The 24929-nt window shown below is 67.7% G+C and carries 23 protein-coding genes; 22 read left to right on the forward strand and 1 reads right to left on the reverse strand.

The features are described 5' to 3' along the window. Window positions 1-23: 23 nt before the first annotated feature. The 22 genes from murF to AB0P11_RS04415 all read left to right on the forward strand — a co-directional run bounded on the left by murF (window position 24) and on the right by AB0P11_RS04415 (window position 24252). Entirely contained in the window at window positions 24-1436 is a 1413-nt protein-coding gene (gene murF, locus AB0P11_RS04310) for a UDP-N-acetylmuramoyl-tripeptide--D-alanyl-D-alanine ligase (RefSeq protein WP_363520050.1), read from the forward strand. Beyond that, window positions 1433-2545, forward strand: coding sequence for a phospho-N-acetylmuramoyl-pentapeptide-transferase (mraY, locus tag AB0P11_RS04315; RefSeq protein WP_053096767.1), 1113 nt, complete (start codon window positions 1433-1435; stop codon window positions 2543-2545). Before murF ends, mraY begins: the two co-directional genes overlap by 4 nt. Continuing rightward, a complete protein-coding gene (gene murD, locus AB0P11_RS04320) occupies window positions 2535-4073 on the forward strand; it encodes a UDP-N-acetylmuramoyl-L-alanine--D-glutamate ligase (RefSeq protein WP_363520054.1) in 1539 nt (512 codons plus the stop codon). Before mraY ends, murD begins: the two co-directional genes overlap by 11 nt. Next, window positions 4042-5280 carry a putative lipid II flippase FtsW gene (gene ftsW / locus AB0P11_RS04325; protein WP_056278959.1) on the forward strand — a complete coding sequence of 413 codons (1239 nt, stop codon included), beginning with the start codon at window positions 4042-4044 and terminating at the stop codon, window positions 5278-5280. The genes murD and ftsW overlap by 32 nt, the downstream gene beginning before the upstream one ends. Then, window positions 5277-6353 (forward strand): UDP-N-acetylglucosamine--N-acetylmuramyl-(pentapeptide) pyrophosphoryl-undecaprenol N-acetylglucosamine transferase, encoded by a 1077-nt coding sequence (locus tag AB0P11_RS04330; protein ID WP_363520058.1) that lies wholly within the window; start codon window positions 5277-5279, stop codon window positions 6351-6353. Before ftsW ends, AB0P11_RS04330 begins: the two co-directional genes overlap by 4 nt. 64 nt (window positions 6354-6417) lie before the next feature. Beyond that, window positions 6418-7815 (forward strand): UDP-N-acetylmuramate--L-alanine ligase, encoded by a 1398-nt coding sequence (gene murC / locus AB0P11_RS04335; RefSeq protein WP_363520061.1) that lies wholly within the window; start codon window positions 6418-6420, stop codon window positions 7813-7815. Window positions 7816-7818: 3 nt separating this feature from the next. Next, window positions 7819-8766: an FtsQ-type POTRA domain-containing protein gene (locus AB0P11_RS04340; RefSeq protein ID WP_053096757.1), complete on the forward strand. Its 948-nt coding sequence runs from the start codon at window positions 7819-7821 to the stop codon at window positions 8764-8766. Between the two features lie 175 nt (window positions 8767-8941). Continuing rightward, entirely contained in the window at window positions 8942-10093 is a 1152-nt protein-coding gene (ftsZ, locus tag AB0P11_RS04345) for a cell division protein FtsZ (RefSeq protein ID WP_056278956.1), read from the forward strand. After that, entirely contained in the window at window positions 10090-10794 is a 705-nt protein-coding gene (locus AB0P11_RS04350) for a YggS family pyridoxal phosphate-dependent enzyme (protein ID WP_363520066.1), read from the forward strand. Before ftsZ ends, AB0P11_RS04350 begins: the two co-directional genes overlap by 4 nt. A gap of 43 nt (window positions 10795-10837) precedes the next feature. Continuing rightward, window positions 10838-11302 (forward strand): cell division protein SepF, encoded by a 465-nt coding sequence (sepF, locus tag AB0P11_RS04355; RefSeq protein WP_053096751.1) that lies wholly within the window; start codon window positions 10838-10840, stop codon window positions 11300-11302. A gap of 3 nt (window positions 11303-11305) precedes the next feature. Beyond that, window positions 11306-11605 carry a YggT family protein gene (locus AB0P11_RS04360; RefSeq protein WP_053096749.1) on the forward strand — a complete coding sequence of 100 codons (300 nt, stop codon included), beginning with the start codon at window positions 11306-11308 and terminating at the stop codon, window positions 11603-11605. A 152-nt stretch (window positions 11606-11757) separates the two neighbouring features. Next, window positions 11758-12366: a DivIVA domain-containing protein gene (locus AB0P11_RS04365; protein ID WP_053096747.1), complete on the forward strand. Its 609-nt coding sequence runs from the start codon at window positions 11758-11760 to the stop codon at window positions 12364-12366. 51 nt (window positions 12367-12417) lie between these two features. Continuing rightward, window positions 12418-13008, forward strand: a complete 591-nt coding sequence (lspA, locus tag AB0P11_RS04370) for a signal peptidase II (protein WP_072592313.1) — start codon at window positions 12418-12420, stop codon at window positions 13006-13008. A gap of 2 nt (window positions 13009-13010) precedes the next feature. Next, window positions 13011-13931 carry an RluA family pseudouridine synthase gene (locus AB0P11_RS04375; RefSeq protein ID WP_053096743.1) on the forward strand — a complete coding sequence of 307 codons (921 nt, stop codon included), beginning with the start codon at window positions 13011-13013 and terminating at the stop codon, window positions 13929-13931. A gap of 42 nt (window positions 13932-13973) precedes the next feature. After that, a complete protein-coding gene (locus AB0P11_RS04380; RefSeq protein WP_363520071.1) occupies window positions 13974-14573 on the forward strand; it encodes a GNAT family N-acetyltransferase in 600 nt (199 codons plus the stop codon). 31 nt (window positions 14574-14604) lie between these two features. Next, entirely contained in the window at window positions 14605-15189 is a 585-nt protein-coding gene (locus tag AB0P11_RS04385; protein WP_363520074.1) for a sigma-70 family RNA polymerase sigma factor, read from the forward strand. Beyond that, complete coding sequence (locus AB0P11_RS04390) at window positions 15176-16297, forward strand: hypothetical protein (RefSeq protein WP_363520077.1); 1122 nt, start codon at window positions 15176-15178, stop codon at window positions 16295-16297. Before AB0P11_RS04385 ends, AB0P11_RS04390 begins: the two co-directional genes overlap by 14 nt. Window positions 16298-16368: 71 nt before the next feature. Continuing rightward, entirely contained in the window at window positions 16369-19887 is a 3519-nt protein-coding gene (dnaE, locus tag AB0P11_RS04395) for a DNA polymerase III subunit alpha (protein WP_230100719.1), read from the forward strand. Between the two features lie 113 nt (window positions 19888-20000). Then, the gene (locus tag AB0P11_RS04400) at window positions 20001-21431 is read left to right on the forward strand and encodes a hypothetical protein (RefSeq protein ID WP_230100720.1); all 1431 of its coding nucleotides are present in this window, start codon (window positions 20001-20003) and stop codon (window positions 21429-21431) included. After that, entirely contained in the window at window positions 21431-22738 is a 1308-nt protein-coding gene (hisD, locus tag AB0P11_RS04405; protein WP_363520843.1) for a histidinol dehydrogenase, read from the forward strand. Before AB0P11_RS04400 ends, hisD begins: the two co-directional genes overlap by 1 nt. A gap of 10 nt (window positions 22739-22748) precedes the next feature. Then, window positions 22749-23219, forward strand: coding sequence for a transcriptional regulator NrdR (nrdR, locus tag AB0P11_RS04410; protein ID WP_053096729.1), 471 nt, complete (start codon window positions 22749-22751; stop codon window positions 23217-23219). A gap of 10 nt (window positions 23220-23229) precedes the next feature. Next, window positions 23230-24252 (forward strand): quinone-dependent dihydroorotate dehydrogenase, encoded by a 1023-nt coding sequence (locus AB0P11_RS04415; RefSeq protein ID WP_363520082.1) that lies wholly within the window; start codon window positions 23230-23232, stop codon window positions 24250-24252. A 75-nt stretch (window positions 24253-24327) separates the two neighbouring features. On the opposite strand, the gene AB0P11_RS04420 is transcribed toward AB0P11_RS04415, so the two are convergent. After that, the gene (locus AB0P11_RS04420; protein ID WP_053096724.1) at window positions 24328-24915 is read right to left on the reverse strand and encodes a DUF3043 domain-containing protein; all 588 of its coding nucleotides are present in this window, start codon (window positions 24913-24915) and stop codon (window positions 24328-24330) included. Window positions 24916-24929 lie beyond the last annotated feature (14 nt).

The raw sequence follows: 24929 nt of genomic DNA on the forward strand, positions 1-24929 counted from the left end.
GCCCCGCCGCGCCTGGAGACGTCATGATCGCCCTGTCGCTTGCTGAGATCGCCGCCGTCCTCGGGGGTGATCTCCGCCTCGCCGGTTCTGCCACCGCCGACACCGTCATCGACGGTGTCGTGGACACGGACTCGCGCACCATGGCCCCCGGCTCCGTGTTCGTCGCGAAGCCGGGCGCGGAGACGGACGGACACCGGTTCGTCGGCGCTGCGCTCGCTGCGGGGGCAGCGCTCGCGATCGTCGAGCACCAGGTCGACGAGGAGATCACCCAGATCGTCGTCCCTGACGTCATCGTCGCCCTCGCCGATCTCGCCCGCGAGGTCGTCGCCCGCGTTCGTGCAGCCGGAGACCTCAAGATCGTCGGGATCACGGGGTCGAACGGCAAGACGACGACGAAGAACTTCCTCGCCCGCATCCTCTCCGACGAAGGCGAGACGGTCGCCCCCATCAACTCGTACAACAACGAGGTGGGCGCGCCCGTCACCATGCTGCGCATCACGTACGGCACGCGGTTCCTGGTCAGCGAGTTCGGAGCCGACGGGCCCGGCAGCATCGCCCGCCTCGCCGGACTCGTCGAGCCGGACGTCGCTGTGGTGCTGATGGTCGGCATGGCGCACGCGGGCGGCTTCGGTGGCATCGAGGCGACGGCCAAGGCCAAGTCCGAGCTCGTCGCCGCCGCGAGGCCCACGGGTACGGCGGTGCTCAACGTCGACGACTCACGCGTCGCGGCGATGGGCGCGCTCGCGACGTCCCGCGGGATGCGGGTCGTCGGCTTCGGTCAGAGCGACGCGGCCGATGTCCAGGCGCACGGCCTCGAGGTCACGGCATCCGGCACCTCGTGCATCATCGAAGCGGCGGGGGAGCGTCTTCCCCTCCGCCTGCAGGTGCTCGGCGCCCACCACGTCGGCAACGCCCTGGCGGCCATCGCCGCCGCGGGCGTTCTCGGGGTGTCGACGGCCGACGCGATCGACCGTCTCGAGACGGTCGAGATCGCGGAGCGCTGGCGTATGCAGCCCATGGGCAGCGACCGCGTGCGCATCATCAACGACGCCTACAACGCCAGCCCGGACTCGATGGCCGCAGCCCTGCGGACTCTCGCGCAGATCACCGGTCCCGGCGAGCGGACGGTCGCCGTGCTCGGCGCCATGAGCGAGCTCGGCGAGACCGCGGGCGAGGAGCACGACCGGATCGGTCTGCTCGCCGTGCGTCTGAACATCCAGCGCATCGTCGTGGTCGGCCCCGAGGCCCGCCGCCTCTTCATCTCCGCGATCGGCGAAGGGTCCTGGGACAGCGAGGCCGTGTTCTTCGCTGACCAGGATGCCGCGTTCGAGTACCTGCGCTCCGAACTCCGCGACGGCGACCGGGTGCTCGTGAAGTCCTCCAATTCCGTAGGGCTCCGGCACCTCGGCGATCGTCTGGGAGAATTGTTCTCGTGAGATCTCTCATCATGGCGGCGGCCATATCGCTCGCCTTCACTCTTTTTCTTACTCCCGTCTTCCTCCGGCTCTTCCGGAAGTGGGGCTGGGGCCAGGTCATCCGCACCCCGGAGGCCATCGAGAACCCGAACCACGAAGCCAAACGCGGCACGCCGACCATGGGCGGCGTCATCTTCATCGTCGGCACGATGGTCGGCTACTTCACGGCCACGTACGTCGGAGGGGGGACTCCCGCGCTGTCCGCGCTTCTCGTGATCTGGCTCATGGTCGGTTTCGGCGCAGTGGGCTTCATCGACGACTACATGAAGGTGCGCAGTCAGCGCAGCCTCGGGCTCTCGGGGTGGCGCAAGATCATCGGGCAGCTCGTCGTGATGATCCCGTTCGGCATCGTCGCGCTGAACTTCCCGAACGCCTTCGATCAGACTCCGGCATCCGGCTCGATCTCGCTCTTCCGCGACATCCCGTGGTTGAACCTGTTCGCGTTCACCGCGATCCTCGGCTGGGCGCTCTATCTGCTGTGGATCTCGATCATCGGCGTCGCGACCTCGAACAGCGTCAACCTCACCGACGGGCTCGACGGTCTCGCAGCTGGCGCCGGGGTCATCGTCGTGGGGGCGTACAGCCTGATCGCGTTCTGGCAGTTCAAGCAGTCGTGCGTGGGCGAGGGTGTCGAGACCGCCGCGCTCGGCGGATGCTACGAGGTCCGCGACCCGTTCAGCCTGGCGATCATCGCGGCCTCCTTCGCCTCGAGCCTGATCGGCTTCCTGTGGTGGAACGCTCCCAAGGCGAAGGTCTTCATGGGCGATGTCGGCTCGATGGCGATCGGAGGCGTCATCACCGCGATGGCGATCCTCACCCGCACCGAGCTGCTGCTGTTCGTGATCGCCGGCGTCTTCGTCCTCGCCTCCGGATCGGTGATCCTGCAGCGCGCCTACTTCAAGATCACGCGCGGAAAGCGACTCTTCCTGATGAGTCCGTTCCACCATCATCTCGAGATGCGCGGATGGTCCGAGGTCACGATCGTGGTCCGCATGTGGATCATCGCGGGCCTGCTCGCGATCTCGGCAGTCGGACTCTTCTACGTGGAGTGGCTGACTCGTGTCGACTGACGAGAGGCTCGCGACTCTGACGAGCTGGAACGCCGACTGGTCGGGCCTGCGCGTCGCCGTTCTCGGGCTGTCCATGACCGGCTTCTCGGTGGCGGACACGCTCACCGAACTCGGTGCGGACGTCCTGGTGTTGACCGAGTCGGCGGAGGAGAAGTATGCCAAGCTCCTGCCCGTGATCGGTGCTCGTCTGGAGCTGGGAACGCTGGACCGGGTCCCTGAAGCTCTGACCGAGTTCGCGCCGGAGGTCATCATCGCCTCGCCGGGATTCCCTCCCTCGCACACCGTGATCCGCTGGGCGCAAGATGCCGGCATCGCGCTCTGGGGCGATGTCGAACTCGCCTGGCGTCTGCGCGACAAGGTGACCCGCGCCGACGGCTCCCCGGCCGACTGGGTGCTCATCACGGGCACCAACGGCAAGACGACGACGACGCAGCTGACCGCGTCGCTCCTCGTCGAGGGAGGTCTGCGTGCGGCGCCGTGCGGCAACATCGGCGTGCCCGTTCTCGACGCGGTCCGCGACCCCGCCGGTTTCGACGTGCTCGTCGTCGAGCTCTCCAGCCACCAGCTCTGGTACCTCGGACTCTCCGAGACCGAAGGCGAGCTGTATCCGCACGCCTCGGTGTGCCTGAACCTCGCGGACGACCACCTGGTGTGGCACGGCAGTGCGCAGGCGTACCGCGATGCGAAGGCCCTGGTGTACCGCAACACGAGAGTCGCCTGCGTCTACAACAAGGCCGACGAGGCGACCAGGCTCATGGTCGAGGACGCCGAGGTGGTCGAGGGTGCCCGCGCGATCGGATTCGATCTCGGCATCCCCGGCCCCAGCGATGTCGGCGTGGTGGAGGGGCTGCTCGTCGATCGTGCGTTCTTGGACGACCGGGCCAGCAGCGCACTCGAGCTCACGACCGTCGCCGACCTGCGAGAAGCCGGCCTGGCCGCCCCGCACATCGTGCAGAACATCCTGGCGGCGAGTGCGCTCGCTCGCTCTCTGGGCGTCGAGCCGCGCGCCATCCACTCGGCTCTGCAGTCGTTCCGTCTCGACGAGCATCGGATCCAGGTCATCGCCCGCCATCGCGGCATCACCTGGGTCGACGACTCCAAGGCCACCAACCCGCACGCTGCCGCGTCATCGCTCCGCGCATACCCCGGTGCGGTCTGGGTGGTCGGCGGCGACCTGAAGGGCGTCGACATCGGCGAGCTGGTCGCCACGGCCGGGACCACCGCCCGGGCGGCGGTCGTCATCGGAGTCCAGCGCTCAGCCGTCGTCGCCGCATTCGAGCGACACGCGCCGGGGGTTCCGGTGTTCGAGGTGGATGCTGGCGAGACTGGTCAGGTCATGAATCGCGTCGTGGAGATCGCCGCGGGAATCGTCGATGGCGAGGGAACAGTCCTGCTGGCCCCCGCCGCCGCGTCCTTCGATCAGTTCTCCAGTTACGCGGATCGAGGACACCGCTTCGCCGAAGCGGTGCGGGACTGGATAGACCGGGGGAGCACCGATGACGCAGGTCGAACGCCCCCCGCGCTCTGATCCCGGCAGCACCGGCTCCCGCGGTCTCGCGGCGAGAGTGTCGCTCGGGCGTCGTTTCACCCCCGTGTCGACCGAGTTCCTGATGATCGCATCGGCGGCGCTGATGCTGACGATCTTCGGCCTCGTGATGGTGCTCTCGGCGACGAGCGCGACCGCGGTCTCGAAGGGCGAGAATCCGATGGACGGCGCGCTTCGGCAGGGCATCTTCGCCGTGCTCGGCGTGCCGCTGATGTTCCTGATCTCCCGACTCCCGATCACGTTCCTCAAGCGCATGGCGTGGCCGGCACTGTTCGGATCCATCGCGCTCCAGCTGCTGGTCTTCACCCCGCTCGGCATCGAGGACGGCGGAAACCGCAACTGGATCATGATCGCCGGGTTCACCCTGCAGCCGTCGGAGTTCCTCAAGCTCGCCCTCGCGCTGTGGATCGGCTACGTCCTGATGCGCAAGCAGACCATGCTCGGCACCTGGCATCAGGTCTTCATCCCCGTGGTGCCCGTGGGAGCCCTGGCGATCGGGACGGTGATCGCCGGCAAGGACCTCGGCACCGCGATGGTGCTGGTCATCATCCTGCTCGGCTGCCTCTTCTTCTCGGGGGTGAAGCTCCGGCTGTTCATCCTGCCGGTGCTGCTCGGCGTCGTCGCCGTCATCGCGCTGGCCGTCACGAGCCCTGACCGCATGCGTCGCATCACGGCGACGTGCTCCGACATGTCGGCGTACACCGGCGACTGCTACCAGTCGATCCACGGGATCTGGGGAATGGCGTCGGGAGGAATCTTCGGCGTGGGGCTGGGCAACTCGCAGGAGAAGTACGGCTGGCTGCCCGCCGCCGGCAACGACTTCATCTTCGCCATCGTCGGCGAAGAGCTCGGCCTGATCGGCTGCATCGTCGTGCTGGCCCTCTTCACGCTGTTCACCATCGGTGCCTTCCACATCATCCGCAAGACCGCCGATCCGTTCATCCGGGTCGCGGCCGGCGGGATCACCGTCTGGATCACCGGTCAGGCCGTGTTCAACATCGGCGTCGTGATCGGACTGTTCCCCGTCATGGGAGTGCCGCTGCCGTTCATGTCGCAGGGAGGAACGGCTCTCCTCGCAGTCCTCATCGCGTGCGGAGTGCTGCTGTCGTTCGCGCGCACCATCCCCGTCGCCGAGGGTCGTTCGGTGGCACGGACTCCTTCAGCAGGGCGGGGTAAGGTCACACGGTGACCACGTACCTTCTCGCCGGCGGTGGAACCGCCGGTCACGTCAACCCCCTGCTCGCCGTCGCCGATGCGCTGCGCGCCAGGGACGCCGATGCGTCGATCCTGGTGCTCGGAACGGCCGAAGGACTCGAGTCCCGACTCGTGCCGGCTCGAGGGTATGAGCTCCTCATCGTCGACAAGGTGCCGTTCCCGCGGCGGCCCGACAAGCAGGCCGCGTTGTTCCCCGCCAGGTTCCGCCGCGCCGTCGCCCAGGTGCGCGATCACATCCGCGCTCACCGCGTCGACGTCGTCGTGGGCTTCGGCGGCTATGCCTCCGCCCCGGCCTACGTGGCAGCAGGCCGTGAGCGCGTGCCGTTCGTCGTGCACGAGGCCAACGCGAAGCCGGGCCTCGCGAACGTGCTGGGTGCTCGACGTGCCGCCGCCACGGGAGTCGCATTCGCCGGAACCCCTCTGCGCGGTGGCGAGGTGGTCGGCATGCCGCTGCGTCGAGAGGTCATCGAGCTCGACCGTGCGGCCTCTCGCGATGAGGCCGCCGCGCACTTCGGGCTCGACCCGGCGCGCCCGGTCCTTCTCGTCTTCGGCGGGTCGCTGGGTGCCCAGAGGCTGAACGACGCCATCGCAGACTCCTGGGGCGACATCCTGGCCGCCGACTGGCAGTTGCTGCACGTCACGGGCGAACGCAGTGATCTGGCCGACCCCGAGGTGCCGGGATACACCATGCGCCGATACGTCGACCGGATGGACCTCGGCTTCGCGCTCGCCGACCTCATCGTCTCCCGTTCCGGCGCAGCCACCGTGAGCGAGATCAGCGCCTTGGGGATCCCCGCGCTGTACGTGCCGTACTCCGTCGGCAACGGGGAGCAGCGGCTGAACGCGGCGTCCGCCGTGGCAGCCGGGGCCGCTCGTCTTCTCGACGACGCCACCTTCGACGGCGACGCGGTGCGCCGCCTCGTGATCCCCGTCATGAACGATTCGCAGCAGCTCACGGCCATGCAGTCCGCCGCCGAGCAGGTGGGCACCCGCACCGGCACGGAGAACGTCGTCGCACTCGTGGATCGCGCCCTCCGGTCCTCCTGATCTCACCGTCGACACGGCTCCTCGACGCCGAATCGTCCTCACCGAAAAGTAGACTGAAACCGACATGATCAGACCTGACCTCTCCCTCCCGATCCCCGAGTCGATCTCCTCCGCGCACTTCATCGGCATCGGCGGATCCGGCATGAGCGGCCTCGCCAAGATGTTCCTCGACGCGGGGATCCGCGTCTCGGGAAGCGATCGAGCCGACAGCGACAACCTGCGCGCACTCGCGGCCGCCGGAGCAGATGTGCACGTCGGGCACGACGCGGCGCATCTCGGCGATGCCGACACGGTCGTCCACACCGGAGCGATCTGGCCGGAGAACCCCGAGTTCGTCACGGCGAAGCAGCGCGGGCTGCACGTGATCCACCGCTCGCAGGCCTTGCACTGGCTGATCGGATCGCGTCGACTGGTCTCCGTGGCTGGCGCGCACGGCAAGACGACGTCGACGGGCATGATCGTGACCGCGCTGCAGCAGCTCGGAGCCGACCCGAACTTCGTCAACGGCGGCGTGATCGAGCAGCTCGGCGTCTCGAGCGCCACCGGATCGGGTGAGCTCTTCGTGATCGAGGCGGATGAGTCCGACGGCACGTTCCTGCTCTACGACACGGCTGTCGCGCTGATCACCAATGTCGACCCCGATCACCTCGACCACTACGGGTCCGACGACGCGTTCCACGACGCGTTCGTGCGGTTCGCCGACGCGGCCACGGAGGCGGTCGTGATCTCCAGCGACGACGCCGGCGCCCTGCGAGTGGGAGCGGGGCTCTCGCACCCGAACGTCGTGACGTTCGGACAGGCGGAGGATGCCGATGTCAGGGTGACCGACATCGTGGCGGCCGGGCCCGTCTCGGCCACCGTGAGCACCGGAGCCGAGAGCGTGCGCCTCCAGCTCGCCGTGCCCGGCGTGCACAACGCCATCAACGCGGCAGGCGCCATCGCGGTCCTCCTCTCGGTGGGCTTCGGCCTGACCGAGTCCGCCAAGGCCGTCGAAGGCTTCGCCGGCACGGTCCGCCGCCTCGAGCAGCACGGCGTCGAGCGCGGCGTCACCGTCTACGACGACTACTCCCACCACCCGACCGAGGTGCGGGCGGCTCTCGAGGCGATGCGATCGATCGCCGGCACGGGCAGGATCATCGCGATCCAGCAGCCCCACACCTACTCGCGAACGCAGCACATGTTCCGCGAGTTCGCGGACGTGCTGGAGACGTATGCAGACCACACGGTCGTGCTCGACGTCTACGGTGCTCGCGAGGATCCGGTCCCGGGCGTCACGGGAGAGCTCGTGAGCGGGGCGTTCCACGACCCGTCGCACGTCCACTTCGTCGCCGACTGGCAGCAGGCAGCCGATTACACGGCGTCCGTCGCTCGCGACGGCGATTTCGTCGTCACGCTCGGCTGCGGCAACGTCTACCAGATCATCCCGCAGGTGCTCGAGTCTCTGCGGACCACCGAGGTCTGACGCATGCGTCGTCCGCCTCCGCTTCCCACGCCTCCCGCGGGCACCGCGGAGGACACGCCCAGGCGACGGGAGGGTCCGGCGACGCGAGGGCGCGCGCGGGACGTCGAGCAGGACGAACGCACAGGTCCGCAGGCCGCGGCGGTCGGCCTCGACTCCGACGTCCGTGCGGACATCGACGGGGATGCCGGGGTGCGGCCGACATCGACGCGGGACGTCTGGCGGGCGGCGCGAGCGAGACGCAAGGCGCTGCGGGCCGAGATCCGACGGTTCACGCAGCGCTCCCGACGGCGTCGCATCGTCTGGCTGAGCGCGGTCGGTGCTGTCGTCCTGCTGATCGGTGGCACCACCGCCGCGGCGTACAGCCCGCTGTTCGCCGTGGAGAAGATCACGGTCGTGGGCGCGACGACGCTGGATGCCGCGGCGGTGGAGGCCGCCCTCGGCGAGCAGGTGGGCACCCCCTTGGCGCTGGTCGACTCGAGTGAGGTCAAGGCCGCGCTGCTGGGATTCCCGCTGATCGAGACCTATGCGCTCGAGGCGAAGCCGCCGCACGATCTCACGGTGCGGATCGTCGAGCGCACGCCGGTCGGCGTGATCCGCTCGGATGCGGGCTATACGCTCGTCGACGCCGCGGGCGTCGCGCTGGCGACGACCTCCGATCAGCCGGCGGGACAGCCGGTGCTCGACATCGACGGAGGCACCGACTCGGTCGCCTTCGAGAGTGCGGGTCTCGTGGTGCGCTCGGTGCCCGCTGATCTGCGCGCGCTGCTGACCGGAGTGCAGGCCACGACAGCTGATGACGTGACGTTGACGCTCAGCAGCGGGCTGACGGTCGTCTGGGGCAGCTCGGATGACTCCCCGATGAAGAGCGAAGTGCTCACGAAGACGCTGCTCAGCAATCCTGAGGCGTCGACGATCGATGTCACATCGCCGCATGCGGTGGTCGTGGGCTGAGGTTTCGACGGCAAACGGGCGACACGCCCGTGTCGCTGCGTGTGCGCGGGGACGTGACGCTTACCTTCGAACAAGAGAAACCAATACCGGGAAATACTTTACACCTCTAGTTGAGGTTTAAGGTTCGGCCCGCGGAATCTCACCCCAGACAGGCTCGACTATTCGGAGGCCGGCCATGAGCCAGAACCAGAACTACCTCGCCGTGATCAAGGTCGTCGGCGTCGGCGGTGGCGGCGTCAACGCCGTCAACCGCATGATCGATCTCGGGCTCCGCGGAGTCGAGTTCATCGCAGTGAACACCGACGCGCAGGCGCTGCTCATGAGCGATGCCGACGTCAAGCTCGATGTCGGTCGCGAGCTCACTCGCGGACTCGGCGCCGGCGCTGACCCCGAGGTCGGCCGTCGCGCCGCCGAGGATCACGCCGAGGAGATCGAGCAGGCGCTCACCGGTGCCGACATGGTCTTCGTGACCGCAGGCGAGGGCGGTGGAACGGGAACGGGTGGAGCCCCCGTCGTCGCGCGCATCGCGAAGTCGATCGGTGCACTGACCATCGGCGTCGTGACGAAGCCCTTCTCGTTCGAAGGCCGTCGTCGTCAGAGCCAGGCTGAAGCCGGTGTGGTGAAGCTGAAGGAAGAAGTCGACACCCTCATCGTGGTGCCGAACGACCGTCTGCTCGAGATCAGCGATCGCGGCATCTCGATGATCGAGGCCTTCGCGACCGCGGACCAGGTGCTCCTCGCCGGTGTCCAGGGCATCACTGACCTCATCACGACTCCCGGTCTCATCAACCTCGACTTCGCCGACGTCAAGTCGGTCATGCAGGGCGCCGGTTCGGCACTGATGGGAATCGGATCGGCACGCGGTGCCGACCGTGCCATCAAGGCCGCCGAACTCGCGGTCGAGTCGCCGCTCCTCGAGGCCAGCATCGAGGGTGCTCACGGAGTCCTGCTCTCGATCCAGGGTGGTTCGAACCTCGGCATCTTCGAGATTCACGACGCTGCGGATCTCGTGAAGGAAGCCGCGCACCCCGAGGCCAACATCATCTTCGGTACGGTCATCGACGACACGCTCGGCGACGAGGTGCGTGTCACCGTGATCGCGGCCGGCTTCGACAGCGGTGAGCCTTCGCTGCGCCTCGACCCCATGGTCGTCTCGCGGCCCGCCGCGGCCAGCACGCTGCCCGAGGTGGCGCTCTCGAACGGCGAGGAGAGCAAGCCCGCTGCCGAGGCGCCCGCGCCCGAGAAGCCGCAGCAGCGCGTCCCAGCGACGAGCATCGAGCCTGCTTTCGCGGACGACGACATCGACATCCCCGAATTCCTGAAGTGACGCAGGCGCAGGGCCAGGCCGGGTCCGGTCTGGCAGCGCGGCTGTCGGCGATCGATCATCGGATCGCCGACGCCGCGCGCCTGGCCGGCAGGGACCCGGCGGAGATCTCCCGCATCGTCGTGACCAAGTTCCACCCGTCGTCGCTCGTTCGCGAGCTGCACGAGCTGGGTGTGCGCGACGTGGGGGAGAACCGCCAGCAGGAGCTCTCGTCGAAGACCGCCGAGCTGACGGACCTCGACCTCCGGTGGCACTTCATCGGGCAGGCGCAGACCAACAAGGCCGGTGCGATCCGCCGCAGCGCGGATGCCGTGCACTCGGTAGACCGCGACCGGCTGGCCGACGCACTGCATCGGGCGGCCGACGGGGATGACCTTCTCGACGTGCTCGTGCAGGTCAATCTCACCGATGATCACGGACGCGGCGGCGTCGCGCCCGCCGAGGCGGCCTCTCTCGCCGAGCACATCATGACGCTGCCCTCGCTGCGGCTTCGCGGTGTGATGGCGGTCGCGCCGCTCGATGAGGAACCCGCTTCCGCGTTCGCGCGCCTGCACTCGATCGCAGAGAGCGTGCGCGCCGTCGAGCCGTCGGCGACCTGGATGTCCGCAGGGATGACGGGCGATTTCGTCGAGGCCATCGAGGCCGGCGCGACACACCTGCGGATCGGCTCCGCAATCACGGGACCCCGCCCCGACCGGGGTTAACCTGTGAACAGACCAACCCGACACGTTCGAACCGGAGGACACGATGGGTAACCCGCTGAAGAAGACCATGGTGTATCTCGGCCTCGCTGACGAGGAAGAGGTCTACGAGGAGGAGCCGACCCCGGCCCGCTCGCACCGCGAGCGCGAACGCGAGGAGCCCGCTCCCGCGCCCGTGACCCCGCTACGGCGCCCCGTCGCCGTGCGCCAGCCCGCAGGAGGGGCAGTGAACGAGATCCTCACCGTGCACCCGAAGCAGTATCGCGATGCTCAGCTCATCGCGGAGAGCTTCCGCGAAGGTGTGCCGGTCATCATCAATCTCTCGCAGATGAGCGACGCAGACGCCCGCCGTCTGATCGATTTCGCCTCCGGACTCTCGCTCGGCCTATACGGCCGCATCGAGCGGGTCACGTCGAAGGTCTTCCTCCTGTCGCCGGAGAACATCGCGGTCTCGGGTCACGGGGGAATCGCGCACGCGGACGCCGAGTCCGCGGGCTTCGACCAGTCGTAGACCGTGGGGTTCGTCGTCTCCATCGTCGCCAGCATCGTACATCTGGCTCTGCTGCTGTACCTACTGGTGCTCTTCGCCCGACTCATTCTCAGCTACATCCCGATGTTCAATCGGGAGTGGCGACCGAAGGGCGCCGGACTCGTCGCGGCTGAGCTCGTCTACACGGTGACCGATCCGCCCGTCCGGTTCTTCCGGCGGATCATCCCTCCTCTGCGAATCGGCTCGCTCTCCCTGGATTTCGGCTTCTCGATCACCATCCTGATCGTGCTGATCCTGATGAGCGTCGTCCGAAGCTTCATCTGAGACCCCTGGGACTTCGGCGCTCTGGAGTGTCGCGGGATCGCGACTGACAGGCTCGGGGACTATGCTTGGCTCCCAGGTGCGCGCCCCGGGTTCGCGCCGAATCTCGACCACGCCATTCCAAACTGGCAACCGAACTCATCGAAGGAGCCACCATGGCACTTACCCCGGATGACGTCGTCACCAAGCAGTTCCAGCACGTCCGCTTCAAGGACGGCTTCGACCCGGACGAGGTCGACGACTTCCTCGACGAGATCGTCATCGAGTGGCGCAAGGCCCTCGAAGAGAACGTCGAACTCAAGGCCAAGCTGGCCGCGTACGAGTCCGGCGATGCACCGGCCGCTCCCGCAGCCGCTGCAGAGGCACCCGCCGCCGTGGTCGAAGAGGCTCCTGCGCCTGCTGCTGCCGCTCCCGCGGAGCCCGCTCCGTCGGGTTCGGCGACTGCGACCGCCGGCATCATCGAGCTCGCTCAGCGCCTTCACGATGAGCACGTCGCCGAGGGTGAGGCCAAGCGCGCCCAGCTCATCGCCGAGGCCGAAGGCGAGGTCAACCGCATCCGCACGGAGGCCGAGGCCAAGCAGCGCGAAGAGTCGGCTCGTCTCGAGCGCGAGCGCAACGCCCTCGAGGCCCGGATCACCGAGCTACGCAACTTCGAGCGCGATTACCGCTCGCAGCTGCGCGGCTACATCGAGGGTCAGCTCCGCGATCTCGACGAGAAATCGGCGTCGACGGACTCGACTCCGGTTTCCGCGATCGGACTGTAGGTCGTCCTTTTGCCAGGACGCCGTCCCCTTCGTCGGTCGGCGGCCGGCGCGATAGTTGCGGTTCTCGCAGCGATCGTGCTGGCCGCCGATCAGTTTGTGAAGTACCTCACGACCGAGAACCTGCCGCTCCAGCAGCCGGTGCCGGTGCTCGGTGAGTTCCTTCAGCTGTACTACGTGCGCAACCCCGGCGCAGCGTTCTCGCTCGGATCCGATGTCACATGGATCTTCACCATCGCTCTGGCGGTGGTGGCCGGTGTGATCGTGTGGAAGGCCCTGGGTCTTCAGTCACGCCTCTGGGCCGTCGTCCTGGGCTGCCTGCTCGGTGGAGTGCTCGGAAACCTCACCGATCGTCTCTTCCGCGATCCTGGTTTCCCCATGGGGCACGTGGTCGACATGATCTCGATGCCGTGGATGATGCCGGCGATCTTCAACGTCGCCGACATCTTCATCGTCACCGGGATGATCTCGGTCGCGCTGCTCGTCGTGCTGGGACTCCGCTTCGACGGCACCCGCGAGCGTGACCACGCTCCTGTGGAGACCGATGACGAAGCCGAGGCTGCCGCGTTGGCCGAGGAGACCGGAGGCGAGACCTCTCGCCCGGGTACCGCCTCTCCGGATGCCGCCGCCGCGGACGGACGCTGAGCATGGAATTCCGCACCCTCCCCGTTCCTGACGGGCTGGACGGGACGCGCGTCGACGCGGCACTCGCGAAGATGCTGGGCTTCTCGCGCACCTTCGCCGCCGAGGTCGCCTCGGCGGGCGGCGTGCGCGTCGACGGGGTGACGCTCGACAAGTCCGATCGCCTGCGCGGCGGAGGGTGGCTCGAGGTGGAGTGGCAGCCGAAGGAGGAGCCGCGGATCATCCCGATCGCGGTTCCGGAACTCGGAATCGTCTACGACGATGACGACATCGTCGTGGTCGACAAGCCCACGGGCGTCGCCGCTCATCCCTCGCTCGGATGGGAGGGGCCGACCGTCGTCGGCGCTCTCGCAGCGGCGGGGTTCCGGGTCGCCACCAGTGGCGCTCCGGAGCGGCAGGGGATCGTGCATCGTCTGGATGTCGGCACCAGCGGGCTCATGGTCGTCGCCAAGAGCGAGACGGCGTACTCGTCGCTGAAGCACGCGTTCAAGGAGCGCACGGTGGAGAAGATCTATCACGCCGTCGTCCAGGGGCACCCCGACCCGCTGACGGGGACGATCGATGCTCCGATCGGCCGGCATCCGAATCACTCCTGGAAGTTCGCCGTCGTTCCCGACGGCAAACCGTCGGTGACCCACTATGAGACCCTCGAGGCCTTCCCGGGAGCCTCGCTGCTCGAGATCCATCTCGAGACCGGACGCACGCACCAGATCCGCGTGCACATGGCGGCCCTGCGGCACCCGTGCGCGGGCGACCCGCTCTACGGAGCAGATCCGACGCTGTCGGCACGGCTCGGACTCACCCGACAGTGGCTGCACGCGCACAAGCTCGCCTTCACCCACCCGGCGACGGGGGAGTGGGTGCAGTTCGAGTCGGGGTACCCCGCGGATTTCGAACGTGCCCTGGAGATCCTGCGCGGCGAGTGAATCGACGCCGTCGATGTCGGCGATGTGGGTCAGACTGAGCCCATGAGCATCGAGGTGCGACCTGCTACCGACTTCGACGACGTGGCCGCTCTCGTCGGCCCCAAGAAGCCGACGTCGAACGTGTGCTTCTGCCTGAGCTACCGCATCGGCAGCGCCGAGAACAGGGCGCTGCGAGGCGAGAAGCGAGCGGAGCGCGTGCGTGAGCTCTGCCACCAGGATCCGCCTCCAGGCGTGATCGCGTACCTCGACGATGAACCGGTGGGCTGGGCGGCGGTGCATCCGCGCAGGGAGACGAGCTTCGCGCGCAACAGACTGATCCCGCATGTCGACGATCTCGATGTGTGGTCGCTCTGGTGCATCCGCGTCCGTCCAGGCCATCGGAAACAGGGCATCTCGCACGCTCTGATCGACGGAGCGGTGGCTCATGCGAAGAAGAGCGGCGCCCCCGCGATCGAGGGGTATCCGGTCGACAACCGTGGCGAGACGGTGAATCTCACAATGGCCTACGTCGGCACGATGGGGCTCTTCGAGAGTGCCGGATTCGCGAAGGCGGCCGACACCGGCTCGACGCTCGACGGCTTCCCGCGGGTGCTCATGCGACTCGATCTGCGAGATCCGCGCAACGGATCGAAGAAAGCGTGAACCCGACTGCACGTCAGAGGCAATACATAGTGTGAGCACAGACAGTGAGATCATCCGGCGGTCGCTGAGTCGGCCTGAGGCGTTCGCCGAGCTGTTCGACCGACATGCACGTGCGGTGAACGCGTTCGCGACATATCGGGTGGGTGCCCATGCCGCCGAGGACGTGCTCAGCGAGACCTTTCTCGTCGCCTTCCGCCGTCGAGGGGACTTCGACCTGAGCAAGCACTCAGCCTCTCCCTGGCTGCTCGGAATCGCCTCGCGGCTCATCCGTCGGCACAGAGCCGTCGAGGCACGGCATTGGCGCTCGTTCGCCGCGGTCGTCGGGGAGGACCATACGTCGCTCGGTGGACTCGATGACGCGATGCGGCGCGTGGACGCCGAGCGCGAAGTGCGTGCCCTGCGGCAGAAGATCGCGGCGTTGTCCCCCAAGGATCGGGAGACGCTTCTGCTCTACGCCTGGCAGGGGCTGAGCTACGAAGACATCGCGGAGACTCTCAGTGTGCCTGTGGGCACCGTGCGCTCCCGGTTGAATCGCGTTCGCACGCGACTCGATCCGGCGCGAAAGGCCCGTTCGTTCGAGATGCAGCAGGAAGGAGAAGTCCGTGGACGTGTTTGAGAAGGTTCAGAAGACCAAGCCGGATGTCGATGGTGTGGACTCGCATCTCGACTCGGCCCGCGCTCGACTGATGAGCGAGATCGCCGCGGGGAAGACCTCGGTGTCCGCTCGCCCTGCCGCACCGAAGCGGCTCGTGGCCGGCGTGCTCGTGGGCGCCGCACTGGCGGCCACGGCGGGCGTGCTGGTGATCACGGGACTCACCGAACAGCCGAAGCCCGTGATCGAGGCCGTTCCGACGCGGGAGCCAGGACAGACGCTGAAGCCGTCGCCGACGCCCGCGCCGACACAGGAGCCGATGACGGCTGCGGGGGCCTTCGGCGCCGCCGCGACTGCGGCTCGGTCGTTCACCGGCCTGACGTTGGCACCGGGACAGTACCTGCGCGTGCACACGCAGTCGGAGCAGATCGTCTATCACCAGCCCGATCCGAACGGCGGGCAGTATCAGGCGGATCGGTCGAACGCTCAGAACGCCTGGCGCGGAAGCTCCTCCTGGAACTCCTATGCGCCGGCCGACCCGACGCAGCAGTGGTTCTTCGCCACCGATCAGCCCTGGACAGTGAGCGACACCTTCGGGCCGGACGCCGCGGCGCTCGCCCAGGCGCACAAGGAGGCGATGGCCTCGGGCGGCGATCCGTACTTCTCGAACGGGCCGTCAGCACCCTGGGCCACCCCGGACGGGTACGGGCTCGTGGCGTTCTTCTCGGCGATGCCCACGGACCCGGCGGCGCTCATCGCGTGGATCCGAGAGAATCAGGGGATCGTCGCGGGCGATCAGGACTACAAGGTCGGGTGGGTCCTCATCGAGCTTCTGTCGTACAACATGGGGTCGGGGGCTGAGCGGGCGACGATGTACGACGCCCTCAGCATGCTTTCCGGGTCTGAGATCGTGTCCGCCGATGCGACCTCGGCGACGCTGCGGTTCTCGGCGTCGACAGAGGCTCTGTCGGGTCAGCCAGCGGTTCAGCGGCGCTCGATCACGATCGACACGACCACGGGGCTCGTCACGGAGGCGACCGCGGTGCTCGACGTCGCCTCTTCGCTGATCCCCGCCTCCCTGGCAGACGAGAGGCACGTCTTCACCGTGAGCGTCGTGGACTCGCTCCCCTGAAGCGATGCGGGACCCCGGAGCGGCAGGTGCGGCGACGCTCGATGTCGGATGCCGAAAGTAGACTCGAAGGCATGGCATCCGACTCCTTCGTCCACCTGCACGTGCACAGCGAGTACTCGATGCTCGACGGGGCGGCGAAGATCGCGGCGATGACGCAGGCGGCGGCAGATTACGACATGCCGGCCATCGCCGTGACCGATCACGGCAACACCTTCGCGGCGTTCGAGTTCTACAAGGCGGCGAACGCCGCGGGCATCAAGCCGATCATCGGTCTCGAGGCCTATGTGACTCCCGGCACGCATCGCAGCGACAAGACGCGTGTGCAATGGGGCTCCCCGGATCAGAAGAGCGACGATGTCTCCGGCTCCGGTGCCTACACCCACATGACGATGTGGAGCGAGAGCACGCAGGGGATGCACAACCTGTTCCGTCTCAGCTCGCTGTCGAGCATGGAGGGCTACTACTTCAAGCCCCGCATGGACCGGGAGCTCCTGCAGACATACGGCAAGGGCCTGATCGCCACCACAGGATGCCCCTCGGGTGAGATCCAGACGCGACTGCGCCTCGGCCAGTACGACGCCGCACGTGCGGCGGCCGCCGAGTTCCAGGACCTGTTCGGCAAGGAGAACTACTTCGCCGAGATCATGGATCACGGTCTCTCCATCGAGCGCAGGGTGATGACCGATCTGATCCGGCTCGCCAAGGATCTGAACATCCCGCTCGTCGGCACCAACGACTCGCACTACACGCACCAGCATGAGGCCGATGCCCATGAGGCGCTGCTGTGCGTGCAGTCCGGTTCGACGCTCGACGATCCCAACCGGTTCAAGTTCGACGGCGACGGGTACTACATCAAGACCGCCGCAGAGATGCGTCAGCTGTTCCGCGACCACCCCGAGGCCTGCGACAACACGCTGCTCATCGCCGAGCGGTGCGAAGTCGAATTCAACACCGCGGCCAACTACATGCCGCGCTTCCCCGTGCCGGACGGCGAGACGGAGGACAGCTGGCTCATCAAGGAGGTCGAAGCGGGCCTCCACTACCGATACCCGAGCGGCATCCCCGACAAGGTGCGCAAGCAGGCCGAGTACGAGACCGGCATCATCCTGCAGATGGGGTTCCCCGGCTACTTCCTCGTCGTCGCCGACTTCATCAACTGGGCGAAGGACAACGGAATCCGCGTCGGTCCGGGCCGTGGCTCGGGCGCCGGGTCGATGGTCGCCTACGCCATGAAGATCACCGACCTCGACCCGCTCGAGCACGGTCTCATCTTCGAGCGCTTCCTCAACCCCGACCGCGTCTCGATGCCCGACTTCGACGTCGACTTCGATGACCGTCGCCGCGGCGAGGTCATCGACTACGTGACGAGGAAGTACGGCTCCGAGCGCGTCGCTCAGATCGTCACCTACGGCACGATCAAGTCGAAGCAGGCTCTGAAGGATGCGGGGCGTGTGCTGGGATTCCCGTTCAGCATGGGCGAGCGGCTGACGAAGGCGATGCCGCCGCCCGTCATGGGCAAGGACATGCCTCTCGACGGCATGTTCGACTCGGCGCACCCCCGCTACAAGGAGGCGAGCGAGTTCCGTGCGCTCATCGAGACCGATCCCGAGGCGAAGACGGTCTTCGACCGCGCCCTCGGTCTCGAAGGTCTGAAGCGCCAGTGGGGCGTGCACGCCGCCGGTGTGATCATGTCGTCCGAGCCCCTGCTCGACATCATCCCGATCATGCGCCGCGAGCAGGACGGCCAGATCGTCACCCAGTTCGACTACCCGTCCTGCGAGTCGCTCGGGCTGATCAAGATGGACTTCCTGGGGCTCCGCAACCTCACGATCATCTCGGACGCTCTCGACAACATCCGCACCAACCGCGGGGAGGAGCTCGACCTCGAACACCTCGCCCTGGATGACCGCGGCGCCTACGAGCTGCTCGGTCGCGGCGAATCGCTCGGCGTCTTCCAGCTCGACGGCGGGCCGATGCGATCGCTGATGCGCCTGATGCGTCCGGACAACTTCGGCGACATCTCCGCGCTCATCGCGCTGTACCGCCCGGGTCCGATGGGTGCGAACTCGCACACGAACTATGCGCTGCGCAAGAACGGCCAGCAGCCGATCACACCGATCCACCCGGAGTTCACCGAATCGCTCGCCGACATCCTCGACGAGTCCTACGGCCTGATCATCTACCAGGAGCAGGTGATGGCCATCGCCCAGCGCGTGGCCGGGTTCTCGCTCGGCCAGGCCGACATCCTGCGCCGAGCGATGGGCAAGAAGAAGAAGTCCGAGCTCGACAAGCAGTTCGAGGGCTTCCAAGCCGGCATGCACGCGAACGGGTACTCCGACGGTGCCGTCAACGCGATCTGGGAGATCCTCCTCCCGTTCTCGGACTACGCCTTCAACAAAGCGCACTCGGCGGCATACGGGGTCGTCTCGTACTGGACCGCCTACCTCAAGGCGCACTATCCCGCCGAGTACATGGCCGCGCTGCTCACCAGCGTCGGCGACTCGAAAGACAAGATGGCGCTCTATCTCAACGAGTGCCGTCGAATGGGCATCAAGGTGCTGCCGCCCGATGTCTCAGAGTCGATCAAGTACTTCGCCGCTGTCGGCGACGACATCCGATTCGGGCTCGGTGCCGTCCGCAACGTCGGCAGCAACGTGGTCGAGGGCATCATCGCGGCCCGCAAGGATGAGCGATTCTCCTCGTTCCATCACTTCCTCGAGAAGGTCCCGCTGCACGTCTCGAACAAGCGCACGGTCGAGTCTCTGATCAAGGCCGGCGCGTTCGACTCGATGGGCGACTCGCGCCGTGCGCTGCTCGAAGTCCACGAGGATGCCGTCGAGGCGGCTGTGGATCGCAAGCGGAACGAAGCACAGGGTGCGATCGGCTTCGACTTCGACAGTCTGTACGACGGAATGGAAGAGGCGCCGCCTGCCAAGGTGCCCGCCCGCCCCGAATGGATCAAGAAGGACAAGCTCGCTTTCGAGCGCGAGATGCTCGGGCTCTACGTGTCGGACCACCCCCTGGCCGGGCTCGAGGTGCCTCTGGCGAAGCACGCGTCGATCTCGATCCACAACCTCATCAACTCGGAGGACATGCAGGACGGTGAGCAGGTCACCGTCGCCGGTCTCGTCACGAGCGTGCAGCATCGCGTCGCGAAGGCCAGTGGCAATCCGTACGGAATGATCACCGTCGAGGACTTCAACGGCGAGGTGACGGTCATGTTCATGGGCAAGACGTACACCGAGTTCCAGCACATCCTGCAGCAGGACTCGATCCTCGCCGTGCGCGGCCGGGTGTCGAAGCGTGATGACGGACTCAACCTGCATGCGCAGTCGGCGTTCGCGCCGGATGTCGGTTCCTTCGACGCCGCGGGTCCGCTCTCGCTCGTGCTCGCCGAGCAGAGGGCGACGGAGCGGGTGATGCACGAGCTCGCCGACGTGTTGCGCCGTCACAACGGGGACACCGAGGTCGTGCTGCGGGTGCACCGCGGCGGCACGGCGAAGGTCTTCGACGTGCCGATGCCGGTCAAGGTCTCGGCCGATCTGTTCGGCGATCTCAAATCGCTGCTCGGGCCGACCTGCCTGGGCTGAGCACCAGCGGACGCTGCCGCTCGACGGGTCCTCACGGACGCACCGGGTAGTATCGGGACGCGTTCGGGTGCACGACGACTAAGGCTCTGCACCGTGGCGAAAGGACCCTCCCCATGAGCACGGAATCACCCTTCCTGAACAGTGACGACTCAGCTGCAGACCGGTCGTCGGCGTCAGACGAGTCACCTCTCGACGAGGACTTCTCCGATGACGACGGCGTGCTCTATGACGATGAGGTGACGCCGGAGTACGGCATCCTCGGATTCACCTTGCGGGAGCTGCTCATCGTCGGCGTGTGGCTGATCGCCTTCATCGCGTCGTTCTTCCCGTACGTCGGAGACTCGTCCATCTGGGGTGCCGGAATCCAGTGGGTCCTCCCGATCGGCGTGCCGACGGTCGCCGTGTTCCTGCTGGTCCTCCGCCGTTTCTCACCCGACGGCATCCGCCGGGTCGGCTCGCTGGGGATCGACCAGTTCGCTTCCGTGGCGTTCTCCGTCTCAGCGGTCTTCTGGCTCGGCGCACTCTGGAACGCCGTCGCGTTCGCGATCGAGTTCGGTGTCTTCGGGCTGCCCTGGAACGGCGTCGTTCAGCTGCTCGCAGCGCTCGCGCTCGTCGTCCTCACGGTCTTCGCTCCGCTGGTGCCCGGCCTCAAGGAAGACTTCCAGGGCCGACTCGTCACGCTCGCGCACCGCAACGCCAATCCGGTCCGACCGGTCATCGCGCGTCCTCGCCCCGAGCCTGCCGCCCCGGGCGCCGACGCTCCCGTCGCCGTCGAGGCCGATACTTCGGCCGACACGGACCTGCGACCTGCGTCGTACGCATCGCCCGCCTCGTCGAGCGATGTCGCTCCTGAGGCCCACACCGCCGCGACGGATGCCGCGCCGACGGCCTACGCGACGGACGCTGCACCGACGGCCTACGTGACGGACGCCTACGGGACGGACGCCGCGCCGACGGCCTACGGGACGGACGCCGCACCGACGGCCTACGCGACGGACGCTGCACCGACCGCCTACACGACACCCTCGGCGGAGGGGATCGACGTCGAACTGTCCCGTGAGCAGGCGACCGATGAGGTCGCCCGTCTCGATGTCGCCGAGCAGGTGCCGCTGTCCTCCCACGCGTCGGGCGGGGGGACCGGGACCGAGGAGACGACCTCCGATGAGGAGTACACCCCGGCGTACTCGCGCCGGTCGCGCGGCCAGGAACCCGAGATCGTGTCCGACACCGGAAGCATCGAGTCGCTTCTCGGTGCGACCGCGCGCGATGTCTCGTCGCCCGAGACGACCGCGTTCCCCGCCGTCGAACACGACTCGGACTTCGCCGCGACGAGCCCTCAGGACGCCTACTCGACCCCGCAGCCCTTCTGGATCCTCGCGCCGACCGAGCGGGACGTGCATGACGAACGCGGCGAGGTCATCTTCCGAATCGGACCGAATGCGTGGGCGCTCGTCATCGAGGACCGCGGTGGCGCCTATGTCATCCGACACGACGACGGTCGCATCGGCTACCTGCACGACATCTCAGACATCACGAAGGGCTGATCTTGCGCACGATCGATCTGCGAGGGCGCACGCTCTCGCCGGCTGACATGCTCGCGGCCGTGCCGCGAGCCACCCAGGCACGGGCCGAGGCTCTCGACACCGCCACGCGCATCGTCGAGGACGTGCGCGAGCGCGGCGAAGAGGCGCTGCGCGAGCAGGCTGAACGCTTCGATCGTGTCACGGGTCATGAGATCCGCGTGCCCGCGCAGCACATCGCCGATGCTCTCGAGACCCTCGCGCCTGCTGTCCGCGATGCCCTCGACGAGGCGATTCGCCGGGTGCGCATCGCCTCCGAAGCCCAGGTTCCCGCACGTCGGATCACCCGGATCGGCGCCGGCGCGACGATCACCCAACGCTGGCAGCCTGTGCACCGCGCGGGCGTGTACATCCCCGGCGGCAAGGCGGTGTATCCGTCCAGCGTCATCATGAACGTCGTCCCCGCCCAGGTCGCGGGCGTCGAGCAGATCGCGCTCGCTTCACCGCCCCAGGCGGACCAGGGAGGTCGCGTCCACCCCACGATCCTCGCCGCGGCAGGCCTCCTCGGCATCACGGAGGTGTACGCCATCGGCGGCGCCGGCGCCATCGGTTCCTTCGCGCACGGCGTCGCCGGCATCGGACTCGACCCGGTCGACGTGCTGTCAGGGCCCGGCAACAACTACGTCGCCTCCGCCAAGCGGGCGGTGGCGGGGGTCGTCGGCACGGACTCCGAGGCGGGGGCCACCGAGATCCTCGTCGTCGCAGATGCCGCCGCCGACCCGCGTCTCATCGCCGCCGACCTCGTCAGTCAGGCCGAGCACGACGAGCAGGCTTCGGCCGTCCTCGTCACCGACTCGCCTCAGCTCGCCGATCGTGTCGCCGAAGAGGTGGCGCAGCAGGCCGGCGCGACCCGTCACACGACCCGGGTGGCCGCAGCTCTCGACGGACCGCAGTCCGCGATCGTGCTCGTCGACGACCGTGCCATGGCCACGGCGTTCAGCAATGCCTACGCTCCCGAGCACCTCGAACTTCACCTCGAGGATGCCGAGGACGCCGCCGACAGCTTCACGAGCGCAGGTGCGGTGTTCGTCGGCGACCACACGCCGGTGAGTCTGGGCGACTACATGGCGGGCAGCAACCACGTTCTGCCGACCGGGGGACAGGCGCGCTATGCGCCGGGACTCGGCGCCTACACGTTCCTTCGTCCGCAGCAGGTGATCTCCTACGATCGGGCCGCCCTGGCCGAGGTCCGTGAGGGGGTCGTCGCCCTCGCCGAGACCGAAGTGCTCCCCGCGCACGGCGAGGCGATCGAGGCGCGTTTCACCGCGTAGGATCGGTCAGATGCACTGCCCCTTCTGCCGTCACTCGGACTCTCGCGTCATCGATTCCCGCACCAGCGACGACGGTCTCTCGATCAGGCGCCGTCGTCAGTGCCCTGAGTGCGGCGGGCGTTTCACGACCACCGAGACGGCCAGCCTCAACGTCATCAAGCGTTCGGGCGTCATGGAGCCGTTCAGTCGCGAGAAGGTGATCTCCGGCGTGCGCAAGGCGTGTCAGGGGCGCCCCGTGACCGAGGCCGATCTGGCGGTCCTCGCTCAGCGTGTCGAGGAGGCCGTGCGGCAGACAGGTGTCTCGCAGCTCGATACGAACGAGATCGGCTTGGCCATCCTCGGACCCCTCCGCGACCTCGATGAGGTCGCATACCTGCGGTTCGCGAGCGTGTACCAGGCTTTCGACTCGCTCGAGGATTTCGAGAGCGCCATCACGGATCTGCGTGCCGACCACGTCAAGCCGGAGCCTGCCGACCGGTAATCTGGCAGGGATGTATCCGCTGCTCTTTCGCGCTGTCCTGTCGCGCTTCGACCCCGAGTTCGCCCACCACGCCGGTATGGCGGTGATCCGCGTGCTCGGAGTGCCGCCGCTCTCCTGGGCGACGCGGGCACTGACGAAGCCGGACCCGTCGCTGCGGGTGGACGCACTCGGACTGAGCTTCTCCTCGCCCTTCGGCATCGCCGCCGGGTTCGACAAGAACGCGATCGGTGTCCGCGGCCTTGCAGCGCTCGGCTTCGGCCACGTCGAGGTCGGCACCGTCACCGCGATCCCGCAGGAGGGCAACCCGAAGCCCCGACTGTTCCGGCTGATCGCCGATCGTGCGGTCATCAACCGCATGGGATTCAACAACGAGGGCGCGGATGCCGCGGCCCGGCGCCTCGCGCGGTTGCGTCGCGGCGCCCCTGACACGGTCATCGGAGTCAACATCGGCAAGAGCCGTGTCGTCGACGTCGAGGACGCCACTGCCGACTACGTCGCTTCGGCGACGCGGCTGGCCCCGCTGGCCGACTACCTGGCCGTCAACGTCTCGTCCCCGAACACCCCGGGTCTTCGGGGACTGCAGGCGGTGGAGACGTTGGCTCCGCTGCTCCGGGCGGTGCGCGCGGCATCCGGAAAGACTCCGCTGCTCGTCAAGATCGCCCCCGATCTGGCTGACGACGAGATCGCCGCGATCGCGAAGCTCGCCGTCGCCGAGGGCCTCGCCGGCATCATCGCGCACAACACCACGATCAGCAGGGATGGACTCACGACGGACGCGGCGACGGTCGCGGGCATCGGAGCGGGCGGCCTCTCCGGCGCGCCCCTCAAGGAGCGCTCGCTTCAGGTGCTGCGTCTGGTTCGCTCGACCGTGCCCGCCGAGTTCTGCGTCATCGCCGTCGGGGGAGTGGAGACGCCCGCGGACGTGCAGGAGCGACTCGAAGCGGGCGCGACGCTCGTGCAGGGCTATACGGCGTTCCTGTACCGCGGTCCGTTCTGGGGACGCGAGATCAACCGGGGCCTGGTCGCACGCTGAGAAGCTGCGCATACGAACGAGAGAGGCGCCTCGTGCTCATAGAGCACGAGGCGCCTCTCTCGATTACTCAGGGGATCAGGCGGGGCGGTCGCCGCGCTTGACCTGCGGCTTGGGCAGACGCATGAACCGCATCTGCAGCGACCGCATCGCGGCGTACCAGCCGAGACCGCGCTCCATGCGGTCCTTGCCGAACTTCGCGGCGACCTTGCGCTTGACGCGCATCCCCAGCAGGATCATGCCGCCGATCGCGAGGATCAGGTACGCCATCATGACCAGGTACGCCCAGCCGGCGATCGCGAAGCCGCCGATGGCGAGGTTGGCCGGAAGGAGCGAGATGAGGATGACGAGCACCATGACGCCCATCACGAACTCAGCGGGGTGCCATCCGGCGTCCACGTAGTCGCGGACCCAGCGGCGCTGCGGGCCCTTGTCGCGAGCCGGGAGGTACTTCTCCTCGCCGGCCGCCAGACCGGCCTGCGCGCGGTTGCGTCGCTCGCTGAGCTCGGCGCGCGCTGCGGCCTTGGCCTCCTTGGTGTTCGCGACCAGAGGACGGCGGCGGGCCGCTTCCTGCTCGGCCCGGGTCGGCGTCGCGCGTCCCTTGCCCGACGCGGTCGTCTCGGCGGCGTCGTCGTTCGTCGAAGGGGGGACAGGGGTAGTGGCCACGAGGTTCCTCGGTT

Origin of the sequence: Microbacterium sp. NPDC079176, assembly GCF_040686675.1 — a bacterium.
Classification (GTDB): Bacteria; Actinomycetota; Actinomycetes; order Actinomycetales; family Microbacteriaceae; genus Microbacterium.

Bases quoted from the DNA above. Each gene is read 5' to 3' on its own strand.
- murF (WP_363520050.1), top strand. From the start codon at position 24: ATGATCGCCCTGTCGCTTGCTGAGATCGCCGCCGTCCTCGGGGGTGAT.
- ftsW (WP_056278959.1), top strand. From the start codon at position 4,042: ATGACGCAGGTCGAACGCCCCCCGCGCTCTGATCCCGGCAGCACCGGC.
- murC (WP_363520061.1), top strand. From the start codon at position 6,418: ATGATCAGACCTGACCTCTCCCTCCCGATCCCCGAGTCGATCTCCTCC.
- AB0P11_RS04340 (WP_053096757.1), top strand. From the start codon at position 7,819: ATGCGTCGTCCGCCTCCGCTTCCCACGCCTCCCGCGGGCACCGCGGAG.
- ftsZ (WP_056278956.1), top strand. From the start codon at position 8,942: ATGAGCCAGAACCAGAACTACCTCGCCGTGATCAAGGTCGTCGGCGTC.
- sepF (WP_053096751.1), top strand. From the start codon at position 10,838: ATGGGTAACCCGCTGAAGAAGACCATGGTGTATCTCGGCCTCGCTGAC.
- AB0P11_RS04365 (WP_053096747.1), top strand. From the start codon at position 11,758: ATGGCACTTACCCCGGATGACGTCGTCACCAAGCAGTTCCAGCACGTC.
- AB0P11_RS04375 (WP_053096743.1), top strand. From the start codon at position 13,011: ATGGAATTCCGCACCCTCCCCGTTCCTGACGGGCTGGACGGGACGCGC.
- AB0P11_RS04380 (WP_363520071.1), top strand. From the start codon at position 13,974: ATGAGCATCGAGGTGCGACCTGCTACCGACTTCGACGACGTGGCCGCT.
- dnaE (WP_230100719.1), top strand. From the start codon at position 16,369: ATGGCATCCGACTCCTTCGTCCACCTGCACGTGCACAGCGAGTACTCG.
- AB0P11_RS04400 (WP_230100720.1), top strand. From the start codon at position 20,001: ATGAGCACGGAATCACCCTTCCTGAACAGTGACGACTCAGCTGCAGAC.
- nrdR (WP_053096729.1), top strand. From the start codon at position 22,749: ATGCACTGCCCCTTCTGCCGTCACTCGGACTCTCGCGTCATCGATTCC.
- AB0P11_RS04415 (WP_363520082.1), top strand. From the start codon at position 23,230: ATGTATCCGCTGCTCTTTCGCGCTGTCCTGTCGCGCTTCGACCCCGAG.